Below are 17,254 nucleotides of genomic sequence, written 5' to 3'. Positions count from 1 at the left end.
AATATTTTCAGAGTCTTAGAAGAGAAAGGAGCAAGACCTTCCTCACTCCTAACCCCTCACTCCTCACCTGTTTTTACCCTTGCAGCAACGACAGCACCACCTGCGGCGACTGGTTGGCCTGGGCCAGAATCGAAACCCCGGCCTGCTGCAGTACGTTCGCCTTGGTCATTTCCGCCGTCTCGGCCGCGATGTCCGCATCGAGAATCTGGGAACGGGCGGCGGAGAGGTTCTCGGCCAAAGCGGCCGAGTTCTTGGCGCGGGATTCAAGGACGGTGATCGCCTTGCCGAAGTCTCCCCGGGCCTTGCTGACGCTGTCGATGGCCGCTTCCACACTGGTGGCGGTGGAACCGGCGGCCACTGATGGAGCTGGGACATTCAGGTTGTAGGTATCGGTTTCACCAACAGTGAAGGCGATGTTGAGGCCACTCAGCAGCGATACACCGTTAAACTTGGTGTTGGTCTTGATGTTGTTGATTTCGGTTTGCAGCGAGGTCATTTCGGCGGTGATCGCCGATTTGTCGTTCGCGTTCAGAGCGCCGTCGCCCTTCTGGTTGACCAGTTCGCGCATGCGCTCGAGCATGTTGGCGACTTCGGCCAAGGCGCCGTCGCCGGCTTTCGCCATGGAGACGCCGTCGTTCGCATTACGTACCGATTGATTGAGAGCGCGGATCTTGCCCCCGAGACGGCTGGAAATACCCAGACCGGCGGCATCGTCTTGTCCGCTGTTGATCCGCTTGCCGGTGGCCAAACGCTCCATCGATTTCGCCAGCTTGCTCTGGCTGCCGGAAAGGTGACGCTGGGCATTGAGCGATGCCATGTTGGTGTTGATGACCATTGCCATGATGGGCCTCCTGTGATGTGCGGTCGATGAAGAAAAATCGGCTGAAAACAACCGTTGTCGTCTCGTTGACCGTCTTTTCGACCGGCAGGAGGGGAAACTTTAGATTTTTTTGGGAAGGAAGGGGGGAAGGGGCAAGTGAGGGGTGAGGGGTGAGGGGTGAGGGGTGAGGAGGCCGTAAGGGCGCAGCATGCTGCGCCCCTGCATGTGACCGAGCGCGCATCATTCATCATTCATCATTCATCATTCATCATTCCTTTCGTCGGTCAATTCGGCTATAGTTTTCGGGTATTAACCAAGACAGGAGGTTCGCTCTTATGGTCAACACCGAAGCTATTCGCAACGCCGTGGGCAAACTTGCCGTCGAATTCGATCCGGAGCGGATTATTCTTTTCGGGTCGCAGGCAAGGGGCGATGCCGACCTTCACAGCGATGTCGATTTGTTGGTCATAACCCCCCTTCGCGGCAACCGCCGGGCGATGATGGTCGCCATGGATCGCACGCTGCGCGGAAGCGGTTTCGCACGCGACATTATCATACTGACCCCCGATGAATTCGAGCGCGACAAAGAAATCCCCGGCACCATCGCGCGTCCGGCCTGGAAAGAAGGGGTAACCCTCTATGTCCGTCACTGAGCGGGATATCTCCCGTAAAGTTCAGCAATGGCTGGATTATGCCGATGAAGATCTTGTTTTGGCCAAACACGCCCTGACCTTGAAATCTACCGTACCTTACCGGCTGATTGCGTACCATGCGCAGCAATGCGCCGAGAAACACCTCAAGGCCTATCTTGTTTTCCGACAAGTAGACTTCCCCTTCACCCACAACCTTGCTCGTCTGGTCGAAATAGCCGAAGGACTTCGATCATGGCCCGACACCTTTCGCGATGCGGAAGAGTTGACCCCCTTTGCGGTGACCACAAGATACCCGGGGGAAGATGAGCCGGTAAGCGGAGAAGAGGCGCGAAGATCTATTGCGATCGCAGAGCAAACCAGGCAGATAATCATGGGTGTTTTGACGGAAGAAGGATTTTCCCGAAACGTGTTACCTCAATAATCCGGAAGCAATCTAATCGCCGGCAAGTCCGGTCAACTTCATCCGTACTTTCAGATCGGAAAAAACCGCGCGGCTGGCAACATGGCAGGAAGTATCATCCATCTCCATTGCCGAAAGAACCAGGCGGAAAAAATACCGTTCGTCCACCGGCGCGTAGAGGATGTGGCCGGTCACGGCGGCGGCGGACTTGTCCACCTCGATCCGCACCCGGCGGCGGGCATCGCCGAGTTCCACCACCCCCGAAGTGACTCCCAGGCCGTGGCTGGCCGAAACCAGGGCGGAAACCGGCGCCAAATGATTGACCGGCTCATTATGAAGAGGAAAGGTCTCGGCGACGTCGCCGCCGTTGTGGGTGCGATAGAAGAGACTGGCTTGCTCGAACAGTTCGGGATTGAGGGTGACGTGGCCCAGACGCAAGGTGCCGTTGGGACAGGTCGGCCAATGGAAATGGTGGATGATTTCGAAGCCCGGTCGATCGCGGGCAACCAAGATTTCCTTGCGCACCGGTCCAAGGCTGGTTGAAATTTCGGCGGAAACCTTCAATCGGCCATCGACAACCGCCCAACGTGGGTCGACGCCGGCCAGGTCGGTGATTTTGTGCCGGCAGGGAATCTCCAGCACGAAATGGCCGGTGTAATAGTCGGCGCCATAATGAATATCGTCGTAATAACCGTGAGGCAACGTCCCGACCAACGATTGCTCCGAGAGTGCCCTATCCCACCAGCCGTCCACCGCCAGACCCCGGCGACAGTTGAGGCGCAGCCGCTGAGAATCGGTTTCGATGTCGAGAAAGGCTCCGTTTCGTTCCACCCGGAATGTCTCGGCTGGAACCTCGCAAGCCTCGGAAACAACCCTGCTCGGAACCGGCTTGAGGCGCTGCCGCAGGGCGGACAGCCGTTCCTGAACACCTTGCCAGCGCCGGGCCGTGATATGTGTCCGGAAATCGCTGCCCCACAGATAACAGAGCTCTTTCCAGTCGGTTTCGAGCGAATCGGCATCGGCGGCCAAGGCTTCATATATCCTCCAACAGAGAGTATTCAGCCCGAGATCGTCGCGCCCGGTCAGCGCCCAGCGCATGACGTTGTATTTGGCCTGCTTCTTCACCGGCACCGGCTGCGCCGCCGATTCCAGGTGCAGATGGTTACCGGCGCCGGGCCGGTCGAGAAAGGCGAGGACCTCGCTCGGCCGGATCAGGTTGAAACGGCCATCCTCCCGAACCGCGGCATAGAGACGGGCGATTCTCCCCCACTCGCTTTCGCCGCCCATCGCCGCCTCGGTGTGAAACCGACCGGGGCGAAAATCGAAAATTTCGGCGTCGTTGCCGTATAAGGAAAAGGTGCGCTCCTCACTCCCCACCCGACTGCCGAGAAATTCCAGGTATTCGGACAGTTCCATTTCGCCGTGCACGTAGCGCTGAAATTTCTGGAAGGGGATCGATTTATTCCAGATCACCGGCAGGGCCGAGCCGTCGGCGCCCAGCGCGTACTGGGGCAGATAGCGCCAATGGGGCTGCCACCCCGGGCGGGCGCTGCCGGGGTTGTCCCACTCCATGATGAGCGCCCGGTAGCCGGCCTCGCGATAGATCGGCACCAATCCCGCCGAGTAGGCCTGCTCACTGACCAAAACCAGTTCGGGGCGGAACCCGAGTAACTCCTCATAGACCCGTAGGCCGATGCGCTGGTTGGCGCGATTGACCGCCGCCGGCACCAGCGGCCCGATCAGCTGGGCATAGCCGCTGCCGATGAATTCCGCCAAGCCCCGGGTACAGAGTTCCCGCAGTTCCGCCACCCACTCGGGATCCAGCCGGGAAATTTCCTCCAAGGTGTAGCCCGACGCCTCGATCCCCAGCGGCAGGCGCTGCTCGCGGATCAGGCGCAGCAGTGGCCAGTAGCAGCAGCGAATCACCTCGGGACGCGCCTCCTCCTCGATGGAGGAGAAGGCAAGGTTGAGGTGGAAGAAGGAGAAGAGCTTAAGTAGCCCCATGCCGCCCCCACAATTGATCGCCAGGGCGCAGTCCCGCCGCGCCGGCCGGGATTTCCGGCCCATCATCCCATTGCACCTGGGTCAACAAAACCGTGCCGGCGCCGCTGCCGACCAGAACCCCATGGGGGAACACGTCGACAACGCTGCCCGGTTGCGCCATGCGCCGATCCTCCGACTCGCGGCAGGCCCAGACGAAAAGCTTCCGTCCGGCGAAAAAAGTAAAGGCTCCGGGGTAGGGCCGGGTCAACGCCCGCACCCAGTTGTAGATTGCACGCTTTTCAAGAGACCAGTCGATAAGCCCATCTTCGGGGCGGCGGCGCGGCCAAAGGGTCGCGCGACTGTCGTCCTGGGCGATCCGGGGCGGTTGGCCGCCCGCCAGCAACGGCACACATTCGACCAACAGGCGCGCCGCGACCCTGTCGGTTCGAGCCCCGAGGATGGCGGCAGTATCCTCATAATAGACAGGAACTTCCGCCTGACATAAAAGCTCGCCGGTATCGGCCTCGGTCTCGCACCAGAACAGGCTCACACCGGTTCGTTCCAGGCCCTTAATCAGTGCCCAGGGGATAGGCGCCCGACCGCGTCCCTCGGGCAGCAGGGTCGGATGCATGCCGATAAAACCCTGCCCGGGCACTGCCAAGAGATCTTTTCCCACCAACTGAGAAACCCCGATCACCATTCCCACCTCGGGCCGGCAGTCCTCCGCCCAAGCGAGAAGGTCCGGATCGTTCAAGGAAATGAAAGAGCGGGCGTGGAGACCGTAGCCCTCGATCAGATCGTCAAAGACGCAATGCGCCACGGTAATTTCCGCCTTCAGATCATCCAGATAGAGCAGACCGACGACATTCGCCCCCGCCTCCAGCAGCGCTTGCAGGCATCCGCGACCCACGATGCGTGCGCCGACATACAGGATACGCAACGGCTCGGCGCTCGGCTTTATCATAAAATCTCCCGCAACAGCACAAAGGGTTCCGCCGCCGGGACGCCGACCTGACACCCCCAGGCATGGGCGCGCGCTTCCAGGGACAGGAACGAACGCGCATGGGGAAAGGGCCGCGACTCCCCCCGATAGGCAGACATCGCCTCGATTTTGCAGGCCAGGACGTCACCGATATTCACATAGACATTCGGCACGAAGGGCTGCGCCGGGTCTCCCCAGCCGGTAGCGGAAGGAATCTCCATCGCCAGGATCCTCCGCACCGAACTCCCCGGCAGGGGTCGACAGGCGGTAAGAGTTGCCATGGCGGTGCGTTGATGATCGATATTGAGATCCCCCGGATGATGGGTGTAAACGACCTCCGGCCGGACCTCGTCAACGATTGGTTCGATGATTTTGACGATATCGAGAAGATCCATCCGGTCGAATCGGTTGTCGGGCAAATCCCTCAAACGCAGATCGCGAACCCCGAGAATCGCCGCCGCCTGGCGGCAATCTCCCTGCAATGCCTCCTGGTCCTCCCGCATCAGTTGCTCGGGACAATCGAGTCGCGACGAAAGACCGCTGCCCAGAATAACCACCGCGACATGGTCACCGTCCCGAAGGTGCCGGGCAATCGTGCCTCCGGCGCCCAGGACTTCATCATCGGGATGGGCTACGACGACGAGAATATTCATACCGGCTCCGTTCGCACCCGGATGGTTCGAATGGCGGCCTCGGCGCGCCGCGCCGCTTCATCGCGCTCCTCGGCCACGGCGATCACCATGCCCGCCGAAGCGTTGGAATCCGTCGGTTGAACCACAATATCCCCTGGGCGCACCGCGACCCGGACCATCGCCACCCCCGGCATGGCGCGGGCCGACTGCTCCCCCTCGATGGCGATTACCCGGCCGGGTTGGGGGAACAGCAATCGCAGGGCAACTCCGCGCTCATAGCGGGGCTGCAAGCTGGAGGCCGTCACGGGAAGCCCGAGAGAAAGGCGAATGACCGCGAGCACGAGATCGACGCCGACATTAAGGGGAATCTCGTGGGTACAGAACCACCCTCCCGAAAGCCGGGCCGCCAACTCGATCACATAGGGCTTGCCGGCGCTGACAACCAGATCCCCCTTGACCACTCCACGGGTCACGCCGAGGCTGGCGGCCGCCTGTCGCACCAGATCGAGAACCGCCTCCCGCGTCGACCCCGGCAGACAACTAGGCATGGTGCCCCCATTTTCGATGAAATTGGGAGCATAACGGTCGATGAATTCGTAATTGCGATCCGCGAACCCAGGGGTGTGACACTCTCCATCCAGAATGATGCTTTCGGTACTGATCTGCGGACCGGGCAGATAGCGTTCTACCATCACCCGACTGGTGGGCGAGTGTCCCAAGGCACGCGCATATGCCGCTGTCAGATCGACATCCGGAGTCAAGCGTTGCACGCCGCGCCCACCACGGCTGTCAACCGGCTTGAGAACCAGCGGCAGCCCCTGCTCCGCCACCAACTCGTGCAAATGACGGGCGGAATCGGCCGGGGAGAACCACGGAATGGCGACTCCATCCATGGCGAACTGCCGTTTCATCGCCAGTTTGTCCATGGCCCGCGCCGCCACCGCGACGGGAATGCCGGGCAGTCCCAACTCGGCGGCGACCGCCGCCACGGTCAGGGGAACATCGGTCGCCAGACACATAACCCCATCGATCCGTCGGACCTCACGGTGATAGCGCTTCGCCACGGAGAGGGTGGTCGCAACGTCGTAGGTACTCGCCACCAACTGGTCATGGGCCGCCAACATCCCCGGTGCATCGGGGTTCAGGTCGCTCACCACCACATGCAACCCCAGATCCCGAGCCTTTTCGATACCCGGCAAGGCTTCCGCGCCCCCGCCGACAAAAAACAGCGTTTTTTCGGCATACTCAGACAAAAAACATTCCTCCGTTCACGTCGTGTGTGCTTGCCATGACCAAACTATCCGCGACGAGAGTTCTCGAAGCCTTCGGGCTCCCATCACTCACCACCACATGGAGTCCCATATCTTTTGCCCGGCGGATTCCCGGGACCGCCTCAGTTCCGCCGCTGACGATCCAGATGGTCTGTCCTCTCATGGCTTTTTCTCTACAGCATCACGGGGGATCGCAGAATCAGCTGCCAAATCGATTTTTGCCACCTGCCCGACAACGACATCGAGTTCAAGTCCGGTGAAGAAGCACTTTGGATCGGCCAGTGGTTGCTTGCACACAAGCATTTCTGGCTTAATTACTGTCCCAGCAGGGATTAGCTCGGATGAGCAAACGGCAACGTGGTATGCGTACTTAGCAGCTTTTTCGGCTTCATGCAGCCCTTGGGCAATTCCCCGAGCTGCCTTCAACCGTCGCACTTTGAGTGCCATTTCCGCGAATTCAGGAGGTTCGAGACTGATAGGTTGATCCAATCCAATCATGGCTCGGTTTAGAGTGAAATGCCGTTCAATCATACAAGCACCGAGCAACGATGAAGCTACTGAAAGGTCAATACCAACTTCGTGGCTGGAAAATCCGACTGGCACGCCATAACGCTCTCGCATGTGCGCGATAGTATCCAGTGTTGCCATTGTATCTGGAGTTGGATAAGAACTTACGCAGTGTAGCAGTACAAGAGGATTATCATGCAGAATATCCAAGGATTTCTCTCGCTCTTCAATTGTTGTACCTCCAATGCTTGCGATGACTGGAAGATTTAACTCAGCGATTCGTTGCAAGAGAGGGCCGTGTGTAAAACAATGACTTGCAATCTTGATTATCTGAACTCCCGCATGGAGCAGAAAATCTAAACTGGGCAAGTCAAAGGCAGAAGCAAAGAAAACTAATCCCAAACTCTCTGCATACTCTCGTAGGCGCTTATATGTCGACAGAGGGAGCTCCAATCGCTCACGGACTTCCCTCTGGGTTCGTCCCATTGCAGGACATTTTTCGAACGGAGCATCGAGAAAATCAGCTGTAGCGAGATCTGCGGGAGAACGTTTCTGGAACTTAACGAAAGTTGCGCCGGCAATTGCGGCCTGACGAATCATGTCTCGCGCAAGCTCTTCGCTTCCATTGTGATTGAGACCAATTTCGGCGATCAGGTGCGTTGGCAGTCCATCGCCAATTTCAATGGATCCGGTTGCAGTAGGAAAAACGGTACGAATAGTCATTTTGCAGGCTCCTCCAGATATCTATGATTTCTCAGCCACTGCTGGCAGGCGTTCCAAATTTCGTCAGGGAGGGGGGGGTTAGGGGTCGCCGCTGCCTTACCTGGTAGCACAGGCATAAGCTTGCACCAGCTGGGAATGACAGGCAGGGATGGCAACTTCTGGCCGCCAGTAGTTTCATAGCTGCCGTTGTCAAGGACGTAGTAATACAGGTTGGGCACAGGCATTAGGCTCCAAGCAGCCAATCCCATGAGAGCATTGCCGTCACCCTCAATAACTACTATCTCAAGACTAGAACATGCCTGAGAAAGACCTACGCCAACTGCCAGAGCTTCCCCCATGGCATGCAACAAATAGATGCACCGATTTTCTCTATGAAAATATGCAGCCTCCCGTGAGGTAAGGCCGTTACTGAAAACAACAAAAGCATCGGGGTGCGCATCGAGTATGGCACGTATTGTATCTGGCCGGTTATTCATCTAGATTCCCCCTTTGCAGTATAAGAGAAACAATGATTCTTTCCTCTTCAGCCTGACTAGCAGCCCGCTTAAGCCCTTCAATCCCTTCTTGGTTAAAATCGATTTGTGGTATGCAAGCAGCTTTGAGAAGGTTTTCGGTAATTAAGCCCCAATCTCTATGCTGAACCTCTTCCCATGGTAGTACCCCCCTGTTTGAGACTACGAGCAACATGCCCTGCCCGAACAGCCTAAAAGTGCCGAGGAGCGCGTCGAGACAAAGGCCAAGCCCGCTGTTTTGAATAAGGACCGCTGGCCTCTTTCCTCCGAGACGAGCACCAAAAGCCATCGCAACAGCGTGATTTTCTCTGGGGGAAAAATACCATTGTGGGAGTGCAGGCAATACCCGTCGAAATACGCTATCAGGAACGCCACTAATCCAATCACAGTGACCGGTAAGTGTCGCAGCAAAAATGGTCGCCGTACATTTTTGATCAAATAGTTCACGTCCAAACTCATCCCTGCGCATCCGCAATCCTCCAGACCAATCTTGTTAAAGATTCTTCGTCGATCGGGCCATGGCTAACTCCCGGAAGGCCACGATCTTGCAGTAATCTTTCTAGAACCGCAGCCTCATGGGAATGGATGGTTGCAGCCAGCTCACAGGATGAAAATCCAATAAGACCGACCACCCAATCTTCCAGGCACTGACATGCGTCAATATCGTCCTTGATGGGAAGCCCGCTACAGCGACTAACGATTTCTGCCAGCTTTCCGTTATAACCAGTAAGGTTATGCTTGAGAGCAAATGGAAGAAGCTTTGCATTAAGAAGGCCGTGCGGTGTATGACAGAATGGCGCTAGAGCCACCGAGAGAGTATGGATAAGGCCTGTCCTGCTGTGAGCAATGCTCAAACCACCAAAAAGAGAAAGACGCGCCAAATCTTCAAGTAGTTCGTTCGTAGGGTGATCGGTGGCGGCGTGCTTGAGAACGCGCCAACCTATTTCCATCCCTGACTCGGCAAATGGTTCGACCAGTCGCGCATCAGCGCGCGTCAGGATAGCCTCCAGACAGTGAATGAATGCATCGAGGGCAGTGACGAGTCGTGCTTGACCAGGCAATGTCTTTAACAAGAATGGATCAATTGCCGCTTGAGTTGGCTGAAGTTTAGGATGCCCTATCGTGAATTTTCGACCGGTATTGCTATTGTTTATTACCGCGTAAGGAGTTACTTCGCTTCCGCTACCACAAGTGGTTGGTGCTAGATATAAGGGAAGTGCTTGTTCAATTTGGCGGTGGCCGAATTCGTAGTCTAGAATTGAACCACCAGAACCACTCAATAACGCCAATGCCTTAGCGAAATCAAGAACACTTCCGCCCCCAATCCCGATAACTGCTGAAACATTCTTCGGTAACGTCGAATAACATTGATTAATATCCGCAGAAATTGGTTCACCTACGGGTTTTTTAAATAACAGAACTTCATTCCCAGCACACTTTAACCGTGCCTCAAGCGCTAATTTTAACCTTTCCGGTAACGACGGACTGACAACTAACAGTATAAGTCCGTTGTAAGGATCGAGTTCATCAATAGCTCCAATGCCGAAATGGATAGAGGTTGGTATGTGCAATCGTATTGACATAGTTCCTCTGGATCAGTAGATAGCGTAGTTGTCGTGTATTGTATTATGTGTTAGCATTCATACGTAAGCACACATCGTGAACCCAATCAAAAGTTGATTTAGCACCTTCAAACAAGAATTCACCCACCTTGTCCCCAATGTTTTCAGCAATTTTTTCACCTGCTGCCCCGGCGACCTTCTTGCCGAGTTGACTCAGCACACCAGAAATGAGACTGCTGAGGTCATCGCCCTTAATTCCTTGTTTCTTCAGTTTCTGCGAGATGATCTGCTGTTCTTCTTTCGGGATGAGGTTTTCTATTAAAGCACTTAGAGCAGCTGTCGAAAGTTTGGCAACAGATGAAGAAAAGCTACCATCGCTCAAAAACCCGAGTTGGCGCACTCGCTGGCGAAGATTGTCCATCATAAAAGGATCCGGAACCTCGATATAAATCTTGTCGTCTTCTTTGAGAACGCGAGGGTTACTTAACAGTTTGCGCAAATTAGCATTGATTGACCCTGCATCTACTGGTTGACGGAGAGCGGATTGATACAATAAATTTCGGGCCTTTTGTTTGGTGATGCGCAGGGACATTACAAGTTCAAATTCGTCCGGGGTTTGACTCAGAATCTGAAGCTCTTGTAATGCTCTTATCGCGGCAACTTCGTGCTCTATGGATTTTGCAGAGCCAAATACTGGTGTGGTGTGGGGACTTAGAAGTAAAAGAAGTGCTTTTGTTAATGATGATTGGTCTGCTTTATTTATTGCTTTTGATAATTGGTCAATTTTCATGATCGTTGCCCTTTGGTTGCGTAGCGCGAATCAGGTTCTCAAATGTTTGCATGTGCACTCAAAGAAGAGCTGACATATAAAACGCTTTCATGTAAGTGTTGTCCATGGTGACCAAAATAAAAATTACCTTTAGGGTAATATTGTTGAAGAAAGAGGGGGATTTCCCACAAATCTTCTGACTTATGATAAACACAAATCTGTAAACGTGGATGTTTGGTGGAAAGTATATTGCTGGCACCTTTCAATGCCTCGATTTCAGCACCTTCTACATCCATTTTTATGAGACTGAAATCAATATTGTTTGTGATTGAAAAAGTATTCAAGCTAGTAAGCTGTATTGCTTCTTCACCATGCTCATCAAGATAAAACCCTTGGTCGAAACCTGCCTGTGTATTAAGTCGAAACTCCTTTTCAATATCCCAAACTCCCATGTGGACAGGTATTACAGCATCTTTTACACTCGCTTTTATTATCTCAAGTTTCATATCGTTGATATTGCCGACAGAAGGCTCAAATGCATAAATCTTGCATTTGTTTTTTAAATACCTAGCAAAGTCAATAGAAACATCACCTTTCCATGCTCCTGCGTCAACTATGACATCATTTATCTCGGGCCTAACTTCCGGATGATAATATTGTGGATATGCAGAAATCTCCAGGAAGGAGGGATCCATTGTTAGCCTATATTTGAGAACTCCAGAGAACACGTGTTTTGACTCGTCATCCGCCAATGATTCATAAACTTTGTCGATCTGTTCCGAACTTTCTCTAATTAACGAGGCGTTGAAGTGGTCGCCCCATATATCAGATTCAATCCCGCCAGGTTGGTATAGGTACACTATATCAGTAAAGTCGTAATAACGTTTCACACCCAAGGTCTTCAATTGGAGAGCAATATCTCTAGACCACCCTGAAGCTATAACAACGACCAAGTCCGTATTGTTGCGAAGTGCTTCTGGAGGCATGATTTTAATGCTGTCAAGCTTCGCCCCTTCTTTGTTTTTACTGTTGTCGCAGAAAAAAAGCACTTCTTTGTTGTTATCCTGTAAATACCGGCATGCATGCTGCCCGGCACCACCTGCCCCAAAAATAACAGCGCGGTCGAAAGAATCTAGGGCCTCGCGATAAGAAAGTACCCTGTTGCCCAGCATTTGAAAAATATCGTTTGTCATGCGGGTTGTACTCCCTTGTACTTAGAAACCATATGATGAAGAATTGGTGACATCTTTACTGAGGCCAAACACCTGAACAGAAGGGGTAATCCATTGTGGAACCATTTCAAGAATCTCTTCCTCGAACGCAGGTGCGCAGATTAATACAATATCTGGATCTATTTCGGCTATTTGATGTGGCGCATAAATCTTCTTTCCGTTAATATTCTTACCCCATTTTTCATTGTTTGTATCGACAAAGCCGACGATATTGTCCCCGCTGTAAGTATCCAAATATGCCTGCAAGAAAAAACTGCCGGCCATGCCGCTGCCCCACAATAATGTTTTTCTCCCCGCAATTAGTTCGTGGGCTCGTTCGGTGGTTATTTTACGTGTCTTGTTAAGTCGCATTATGGATTCATCGGCAAAAGCGTGACACCTTGTGAGCATTTCCGCTTCGCTTAAAGGTTCGTTGAAAAAATTATAAGCGTAGTTATCTGCGAGGTTATCGGCGTAACAGTAGTCAATGCAGCTTGATGATGGGCATATGGTGGGACCGATTAACGGACTGAATTGTCCAGTATAAATGTTGCCAATTTTTTGGTGGACACCCTCGCACCGATTGATTGCCCCTGTTTCCGCATGGATTGAGAAAAAATTGGCACCAGCAGTGCACATGAATCCTGATGTAACCAAGCCCTCTTTATGCGTAAGAAGTCTCACAATATGACCTGGATACAGAACTAAGGAAGGACGCTCAAGCAGGAAATCCCTAACATCCTGGTCGTAATCGCGAGGATATATCTTACCTAAATACGGGCCAGCCAAGGGGAAAAGCGAAAAAGGAATTTCTAATGCTGTGCACTTTGCAGCAATTCGATCTATCTCGGGTATTCTTTCAGGAGTTGCCACCAAAACCATAGCCGGATTAAAGTCTGCTTCTTTAAGAAGTCTAAGTTTGTTGAAGAAATCCGATTCTTTTTCAAGGTTGTGGAGCGTACAACGCACTGTTAAAATTCTTTCGGAAGATATCGATCTGAAAAGACGGTCAATATCAAGAGACAGATTGGTATAGACACTTATGTAATGATTATGTGACAATTTATTCGATAAGTCGTAAAACCGCGGATGAATAGATGCTTCACCACCACCGATAACAATATGCCAAGTTTTATTACTGTTAAAAAAACTTACGATTTTGTCTATATCTTCGCAGGTGTGCCCACGTCTTAATACATCTTCTTCTTCTCTACCCCTCCCATTAGAGCAATAAGCGCAATGGTAATTGCATGATGTCGTAAGTTCCAATACACCTTGATAATCTATATGTTCTAAATTTCGTAAAAACCAGTTTCCCCATTTTGGTTGCGCCATTAAAGACACCATCTAAAACCTCCATTTTGACATACGGTCAAATTGTTTTATAAACGCTTCTAAGGGGGAATTTTGTGAAGTGCCGCACTGGCATTGACTCCGAAGCATTTAAAGCAAACAAATTGTTTTTGGGATCAATATACTCTGGCAGGATAGAAAGGGCAGATTCAAAGTAATCTCTGGCCTTTGTTAGATCGCCGAAAATTGCCCAACAAACGCCTTGGTTATTCAGAGTTTCTGCTCGAAATGATTTACCTTCAATTTTTTGCAAAATTTCTAAACATGGCTCAAATAACTGATTCAGATAAAGGCAAGTCGCATATATAAAATAAACGTTGTCTTTTTCTTCTTCGTCAAATTCGCTTATACGTTCATGCGCCGATATTATGTAGTTAAGTGCAGATTCAATGTTTTCGCGCCATAAATTCGCCTTAGCCAATGCGTAGTCAATTACCACCTTAGAATATCCTGCTTGTGTGTAAAGCTTGGCTATGTCTACATCATTATGTTTTTTGTATATTTCGCAAGTTGAAGTAGATTTTTTTGATAACGATTTAGATACTTGGCGGAATCTATTCTGGGGATTTGATAAATAATATAATTGAGGCCTTCGATACAACAATCTCAGAAAAAAATCAGCATCCTGGTTTCCTATCTTTATGTTATCGTCGAATTCTAATTTGTTGATTATATCCCTTCGCATGAACATAGCCCATGTTGGGATGTAGCTTCTCTCAAAAGCTCTGACAAAAAATGGATTATTTGTTATATAATCAGGCAAAGCCGTTTTCGTTCCCAAAGGGGAGCCGTCTTCAGAAATGTATTCAGCAATGGTTATGACGCCATCTAATTCAGTATTGTTTTCTAGAATTTCGACACAAGAAGATATTTTGCTAGGAAGCATAACATCGTCGTGGTCATGAAAAGTTATATATTCACCTTTACACTGAGATAAGCCTACGTTGGTCGAGTGTGATACGCCTTGATTTGTTGTGTTGTAAAAATATCTAAATCTAAAATCTGATTTGACGAACTTTTCGATTATTTCTACAGAGTTGTCTGAAGAAGAATCGTTTATTACCAAAACTTCAAGATTATTATATGTTTGGCTTTTGATGCTGTTAAGGGTTTCATTTAGAAACCGTTCAGCATTATAGACAGGCACAATAATCGATACTAAAGGACATCCCATTTAATATCTCCTTACACGCATAAGTTCAGCCGTTTCTGATATTGCTCTGGCAATGTTTTGTGCGCCCGGAATATGAAACAGTTTGCGAGCTTTATTGTGAACTTTAGAACCTCTCGCAGGATTTTGTAAAACTTTTGAAACAGTTTCTGCCAGCATTGCAGGTGCTACATGGAAGGCTTCTCCCAAATTTATCGCTAATCCAGCACTATCTAAACATTGCGCTGATTCGGCATGATCTTCGGTTAAGCCGATCAAGATCGTCAGTACCCCTAGTGCTGCCAATTCATATGCCGTTCCCCCGAATGCTACTATTCCAAAGTCAACGGTGGCTGCCACTTCTGCAAGCCCGGGCAAATTCCGGTAAATTTCATAGGTTTGTTTCGACTTACTGAGTGATGCGGAGATCTCCGCATCATGCGCGAAAGCCGGACCAAGCACTAACGCGACGACAACCTTGTCTGGGACCAGTTCTAATGCCTCGATGGCCAGAAGGGTGAGATTGGCAGGGTCGCTTCCGCCCATCGTCACCAGAATCCGGGGAGTTGAATTTCTCGGCGATGGGTGCGGTTTGTAGTAATCCTCCTTAATCAGAATCCATTCCCATCCGATCAGTGCTCGGCCCGCGTAGTGAGGCCATTGGAGGCGGAAAGCTTGCGGGACAGGTGGGTAGAATGCCAAATCCGACACTAATCTCCGGTCGCTGTTATCATCCAGAACAATAATTATAGGGCCTTTTCCCTTTAGACGCTCAAGGGCATTTCTTCCTAAATCAGTACGAATATCGAACAACAAAGCGTCAGGGTGCCGGTCAATTACCAATGATTCCAGCCAGGCGTCTTCTGATATGCCATCGGGTTTGATGGTGACGGGGAAGAGTTCCTCTCGTACTCTGGATACTCCAATAGTGCCCGATGACACAGCGAACAGAACCCCCCATGAATGGTGATTCCGCAGCTCATGGGCTAGTACGAGGCAACGCGTTACATGCCCTAACCCAATCTGACTATCGCCGTCGCATCTGATAATGATAAAACGGGATTGGTCAGTGGCATTTTTTTGGCGAACGTGGCAATTGATCTCTTTCAGCTTCGGTTCTTGTTGGAGAAGTTTGACGGCTTGGCGGAGTTCTAGCTCTCCAGGGGCGAACCGAAGTCTCTGATAGAGAATTTCAAGAAATTCCAAATCAGCAGGTGTATCGACTGAAGTGCGAACGCCCTCTATTTCAAATCCTTTTGGGAGCGGTACTCGTGCGATTTTGATAAAATCAGGATGAGACTTGAAATACGCCGTAACATGTTCACGAGCCACAGGATCGTCAGATACATCCCGCAATAGCTTGTCGAGTGCTCGTCGCGAGAACGGATCAAACCCCTCATGGATAGTCGGCCGTTGCGACTCTCCAAGGCAGTAATCGGCATTTTGGCTGATCATTTCCCGGACCAGTAAATCAATTGTTTCAGGGTCAATTAAAGGTGCATCACCGGTGACGCGAACTATGTAATCCGGATCGAGTTTTTCTGCTGCCAAGGCGTAGCGCTGCAGTACATTATCCTCGGGGCCTCGAATCAGTTCGACTCCTTCGTCGCGGGCAAATTCAACGAGGGGATCGTCGCAAAGCTTGTCGGACGTAGCTATGGCAACCACATCCACCATGCGACACTTGCGCAAACGGTGAACGATGTGCCAGAGCACCGGTTTACCCGCCAGGGGCATGAGCACCTTGCCCGGTAGGCGGGTGGAGCCCATGCGAGCCTGGATGATGGCGGCTACCCTTGGCTTAGCCATGCCAACTCTCCCGTATATGCTTGAGCGGCCGTAACCCGTCCGATGGGTCCGCTCGCCATTCCCGATCGGGAAGTTCGGCGGCGGCGGGCGTCTTATCGCCGCTGCCATCGGCGGCGAACCCGGCCTCGGTCATTTTGATGACGTGTTCAATCTGCTCCGGCAACCAGCAATGACCGGTCTTGAATTCGTCCCCTTCCCCCTCCAGATCCAAATGAAATTCAACCATTCCTGCATCCCAGCGATGCACGACCCGATAGATGACTGCGGGCGAGACACTATGATCTGACCAACCCACGGAGCAGGAAAAACGCTGGGCCAGGGTCCGGATGGCGGCCAGGTTGCATTGCTCGACCGGCGCGGGATAACCGGAGACGCAGTGCAGCAGAGTCAGATCGGCACAGCCGGCAGCTCGCACCGTTTCCACGGCCCCCTGAATTTCCTCTAGAGTGGCCATGCCCGTGGACAGGACCAGCGGCTTGCCGGTACGGGCGCAGGCGTTCAAGAGGTCGGTCCAGAGGAGTTCGTAGGAAGCGATCTTGTAGAAATCGACATGAGGGAGAAGTTCTTCGACTGCATCCAGATAGAAAGGGGTGCAGGAGAATTGGATTTTCCGCTCCCGGCACCGAGCCGCCAGTCGCGGGAGGAATTCCACGGGAAGCTCCCAGTCTTTTCGTGCCCGGTGCATTGGGCTTTTGGCCAGAACCTCCGGCGCGAATAGCTCCTCGATCCTGAATAACTGGAACTTGACGGCACCGCAACCCACAGCCGCCGCCGCGTCGATGAAGCGAAAGCAGCGCTCCAGGTCGCGGTGGTGATTGCTGGAGACTTCGGCGACGAAAAGAGGGGGGGGATTCCTTCGAGGTGCGTACTTGCCACTCCCTCGGACGGAGATAGTCGTGGTGTTCATTGCCTTCCCC

Annotated in this window: 17 protein-coding genes; 2 read left to right on the top strand and 15 right to left on the bottom strand. The window is 52.2% G+C overall.

All coding sequences use genetic code 11. The features are described 5' to 3' along the window. Positions 1 to 73: 73 nt before the first annotated feature. A complete protein-coding gene (locus tag BQ4888_RS11655) occupies positions 74 to 841 on the bottom strand; it encodes a flagellin N-terminal helical domain-containing protein (RefSeq protein ID WP_092057429.1) in 768 nt (255 codons plus the stop codon). Between the two features lie 314 nt (positions 842 to 1,155). Here BQ4888_RS11655 and BQ4888_RS11650 point away from each other — a divergent pair, with 314 nt between their 5' ends. Together BQ4888_RS11650 and BQ4888_RS11645 are read left to right on the top strand one after the other, a co-directional pair. Next, positions 1,156 to 1,473, top strand: a complete 318-nt coding sequence (locus BQ4888_RS11650) for a nucleotidyltransferase domain-containing protein (protein WP_092057428.1) — start codon at positions 1,156 to 1,158, stop codon at positions 1,471 to 1,473. Beyond that, a complete protein-coding gene (locus tag BQ4888_RS11645) occupies positions 1,460 to 1,894 on the top strand; it encodes a HEPN domain-containing protein (protein ID WP_092057427.1) in 435 nt (144 codons plus the stop codon). The genes BQ4888_RS11650 and BQ4888_RS11645 overlap by 14 nt, the downstream gene beginning before the upstream one ends. A 12-nt stretch (positions 1,895 to 1,906) precedes the next feature. Here BQ4888_RS11645 and BQ4888_RS11640 read toward each other — a convergent pair whose 3' ends face one another. The 14 genes from BQ4888_RS11640 to BQ4888_RS11570 all read right to left on the bottom strand — a co-directional run bounded on the left by BQ4888_RS11640 (position 1,907) and on the right by BQ4888_RS11570 (position 17,244). Further along, positions 1,907 to 3,943, bottom strand: coding sequence for a glycoside hydrolase family 57 (locus tag BQ4888_RS11640; RefSeq protein ID WP_240746338.1), 2,037 nt, complete (start codon positions 3,941 to 3,943; stop codon positions 1,907 to 1,909). Continuing rightward, positions 3,864 to 4,820, bottom strand: a complete 957-nt coding sequence (locus tag BQ4888_RS11635; protein ID WP_092057426.1) for a methionyl-tRNA formyltransferase — start codon at positions 4,818 to 4,820, stop codon at positions 3,864 to 3,866. Before BQ4888_RS11635 ends, BQ4888_RS11640 begins: the two co-directional genes overlap by 80 nt. Beyond that, on the bottom strand, positions 4,817 to 5,491 hold the full coding sequence (locus tag BQ4888_RS11630) for a PIG-L deacetylase family protein (protein WP_092057425.1): 675 nt from the start codon (positions 5,489 to 5,491) through the stop codon (positions 4,817 to 4,819). The genes BQ4888_RS11635 and BQ4888_RS11630 overlap by 4 nt, the downstream gene beginning before the upstream one ends. Beyond that, positions 5,488 to 6,723, bottom strand: a complete 1,236-nt coding sequence (locus BQ4888_RS11625; RefSeq protein ID WP_092057424.1) for an ATP-grasp domain-containing protein — start codon at positions 6,721 to 6,723, stop codon at positions 5,488 to 5,490. Before BQ4888_RS11625 ends, BQ4888_RS11630 begins: the two co-directional genes overlap by 4 nt. A gap of 177 nt (positions 6,724 to 6,900) precedes the next feature. Further along, a complete protein-coding gene (locus BQ4888_RS11615; protein WP_092057422.1) occupies positions 6,901 to 7,971 on the bottom strand; it encodes an N-acetylneuraminate synthase family protein in 1,071 nt (356 codons plus the stop codon). Further along, a complete protein-coding gene (locus BQ4888_RS11610) occupies positions 7,968 to 8,447 on the bottom strand; it encodes a thiamine pyrophosphate-dependent enzyme (protein WP_092057421.1) in 480 nt (159 codons plus the stop codon). Before BQ4888_RS11610 ends, BQ4888_RS11615 begins: the two co-directional genes overlap by 4 nt. Further along, the gene (locus BQ4888_RS11605; RefSeq protein WP_092057420.1) at positions 8,440 to 8,952 is read right to left on the bottom strand and encodes a hypothetical protein; all 513 of its coding nucleotides are present in this window, start codon (positions 8,950 to 8,952) and stop codon (positions 8,440 to 8,442) included. The genes BQ4888_RS11610 and BQ4888_RS11605 overlap by 8 nt, the downstream gene beginning before the upstream one ends. Beyond that, positions 8,939 to 10,066: an iron-containing alcohol dehydrogenase family protein gene (locus BQ4888_RS11600; RefSeq protein ID WP_092057419.1), complete on the bottom strand. Its 1,128-nt coding sequence runs from the start codon at positions 10,064 to 10,066 to the stop codon at positions 8,939 to 8,941. Before BQ4888_RS11600 ends, BQ4888_RS11605 begins: the two co-directional genes overlap by 14 nt. 43 nt (positions 10,067 to 10,109) lie before the next feature. Continuing rightward, positions 10,110 to 10,835 (bottom strand): hypothetical protein, encoded by a 726-nt coding sequence (locus BQ4888_RS17375; protein WP_140396649.1) that lies wholly within the window; start codon positions 10,833 to 10,835, stop codon positions 10,110 to 10,112. 38 nt (positions 10,836 to 10,873) lie between these two features. Further along, positions 10,874 to 12,007: an FkbM family methyltransferase gene (locus BQ4888_RS11590; RefSeq protein ID WP_092057417.1), complete on the bottom strand. Its 1,134-nt coding sequence runs from the start codon at positions 12,005 to 12,007 to the stop codon at positions 10,874 to 10,876. 21 nt (positions 12,008 to 12,028) lie between these two features. Beyond that, entirely contained in the window at positions 12,029 to 13,372 is a 1,344-nt protein-coding gene (locus BQ4888_RS17370) for a radical SAM protein (RefSeq protein ID WP_140396648.1), read from the bottom strand. 25 nt (positions 13,373 to 13,397) lie between these two features. Continuing rightward, entirely contained in the window at positions 13,398 to 14,552 is a 1,155-nt protein-coding gene (locus BQ4888_RS11580; protein ID WP_092057415.1) for a glycosyltransferase, read from the bottom strand. Then, complete coding sequence (locus BQ4888_RS11575) at positions 14,553 to 16,337, bottom strand: cytidylyltransferase domain-containing protein (RefSeq protein ID WP_170232840.1); 1,785 nt, start codon at positions 16,335 to 16,337, stop codon at positions 14,553 to 14,555. It lies immediately after the preceding gene. Then, a complete protein-coding gene (locus tag BQ4888_RS11570) occupies positions 16,330 to 17,244 on the bottom strand; it encodes an N-acetylneuraminate synthase family protein (protein WP_092057413.1) in 915 nt (304 codons plus the stop codon). Before BQ4888_RS11570 ends, BQ4888_RS11575 begins: the two co-directional genes overlap by 8 nt. Positions 17,245 to 17,254 lie beyond the last annotated feature (10 nt).

Source organism: Desulfuromonas acetexigens (genome assembly GCF_900111775.1).
GTDB lineage: Bacteria > Desulfobacterota > Desulfuromonadia > Desulfuromonadales > Trichloromonadaceae > Trichloromonas > Trichloromonas acetexigens.
Note: the sequence above shows the minus strand (reverse complement) of the source record. Positions and strands in the feature narration are given on the sequence as shown.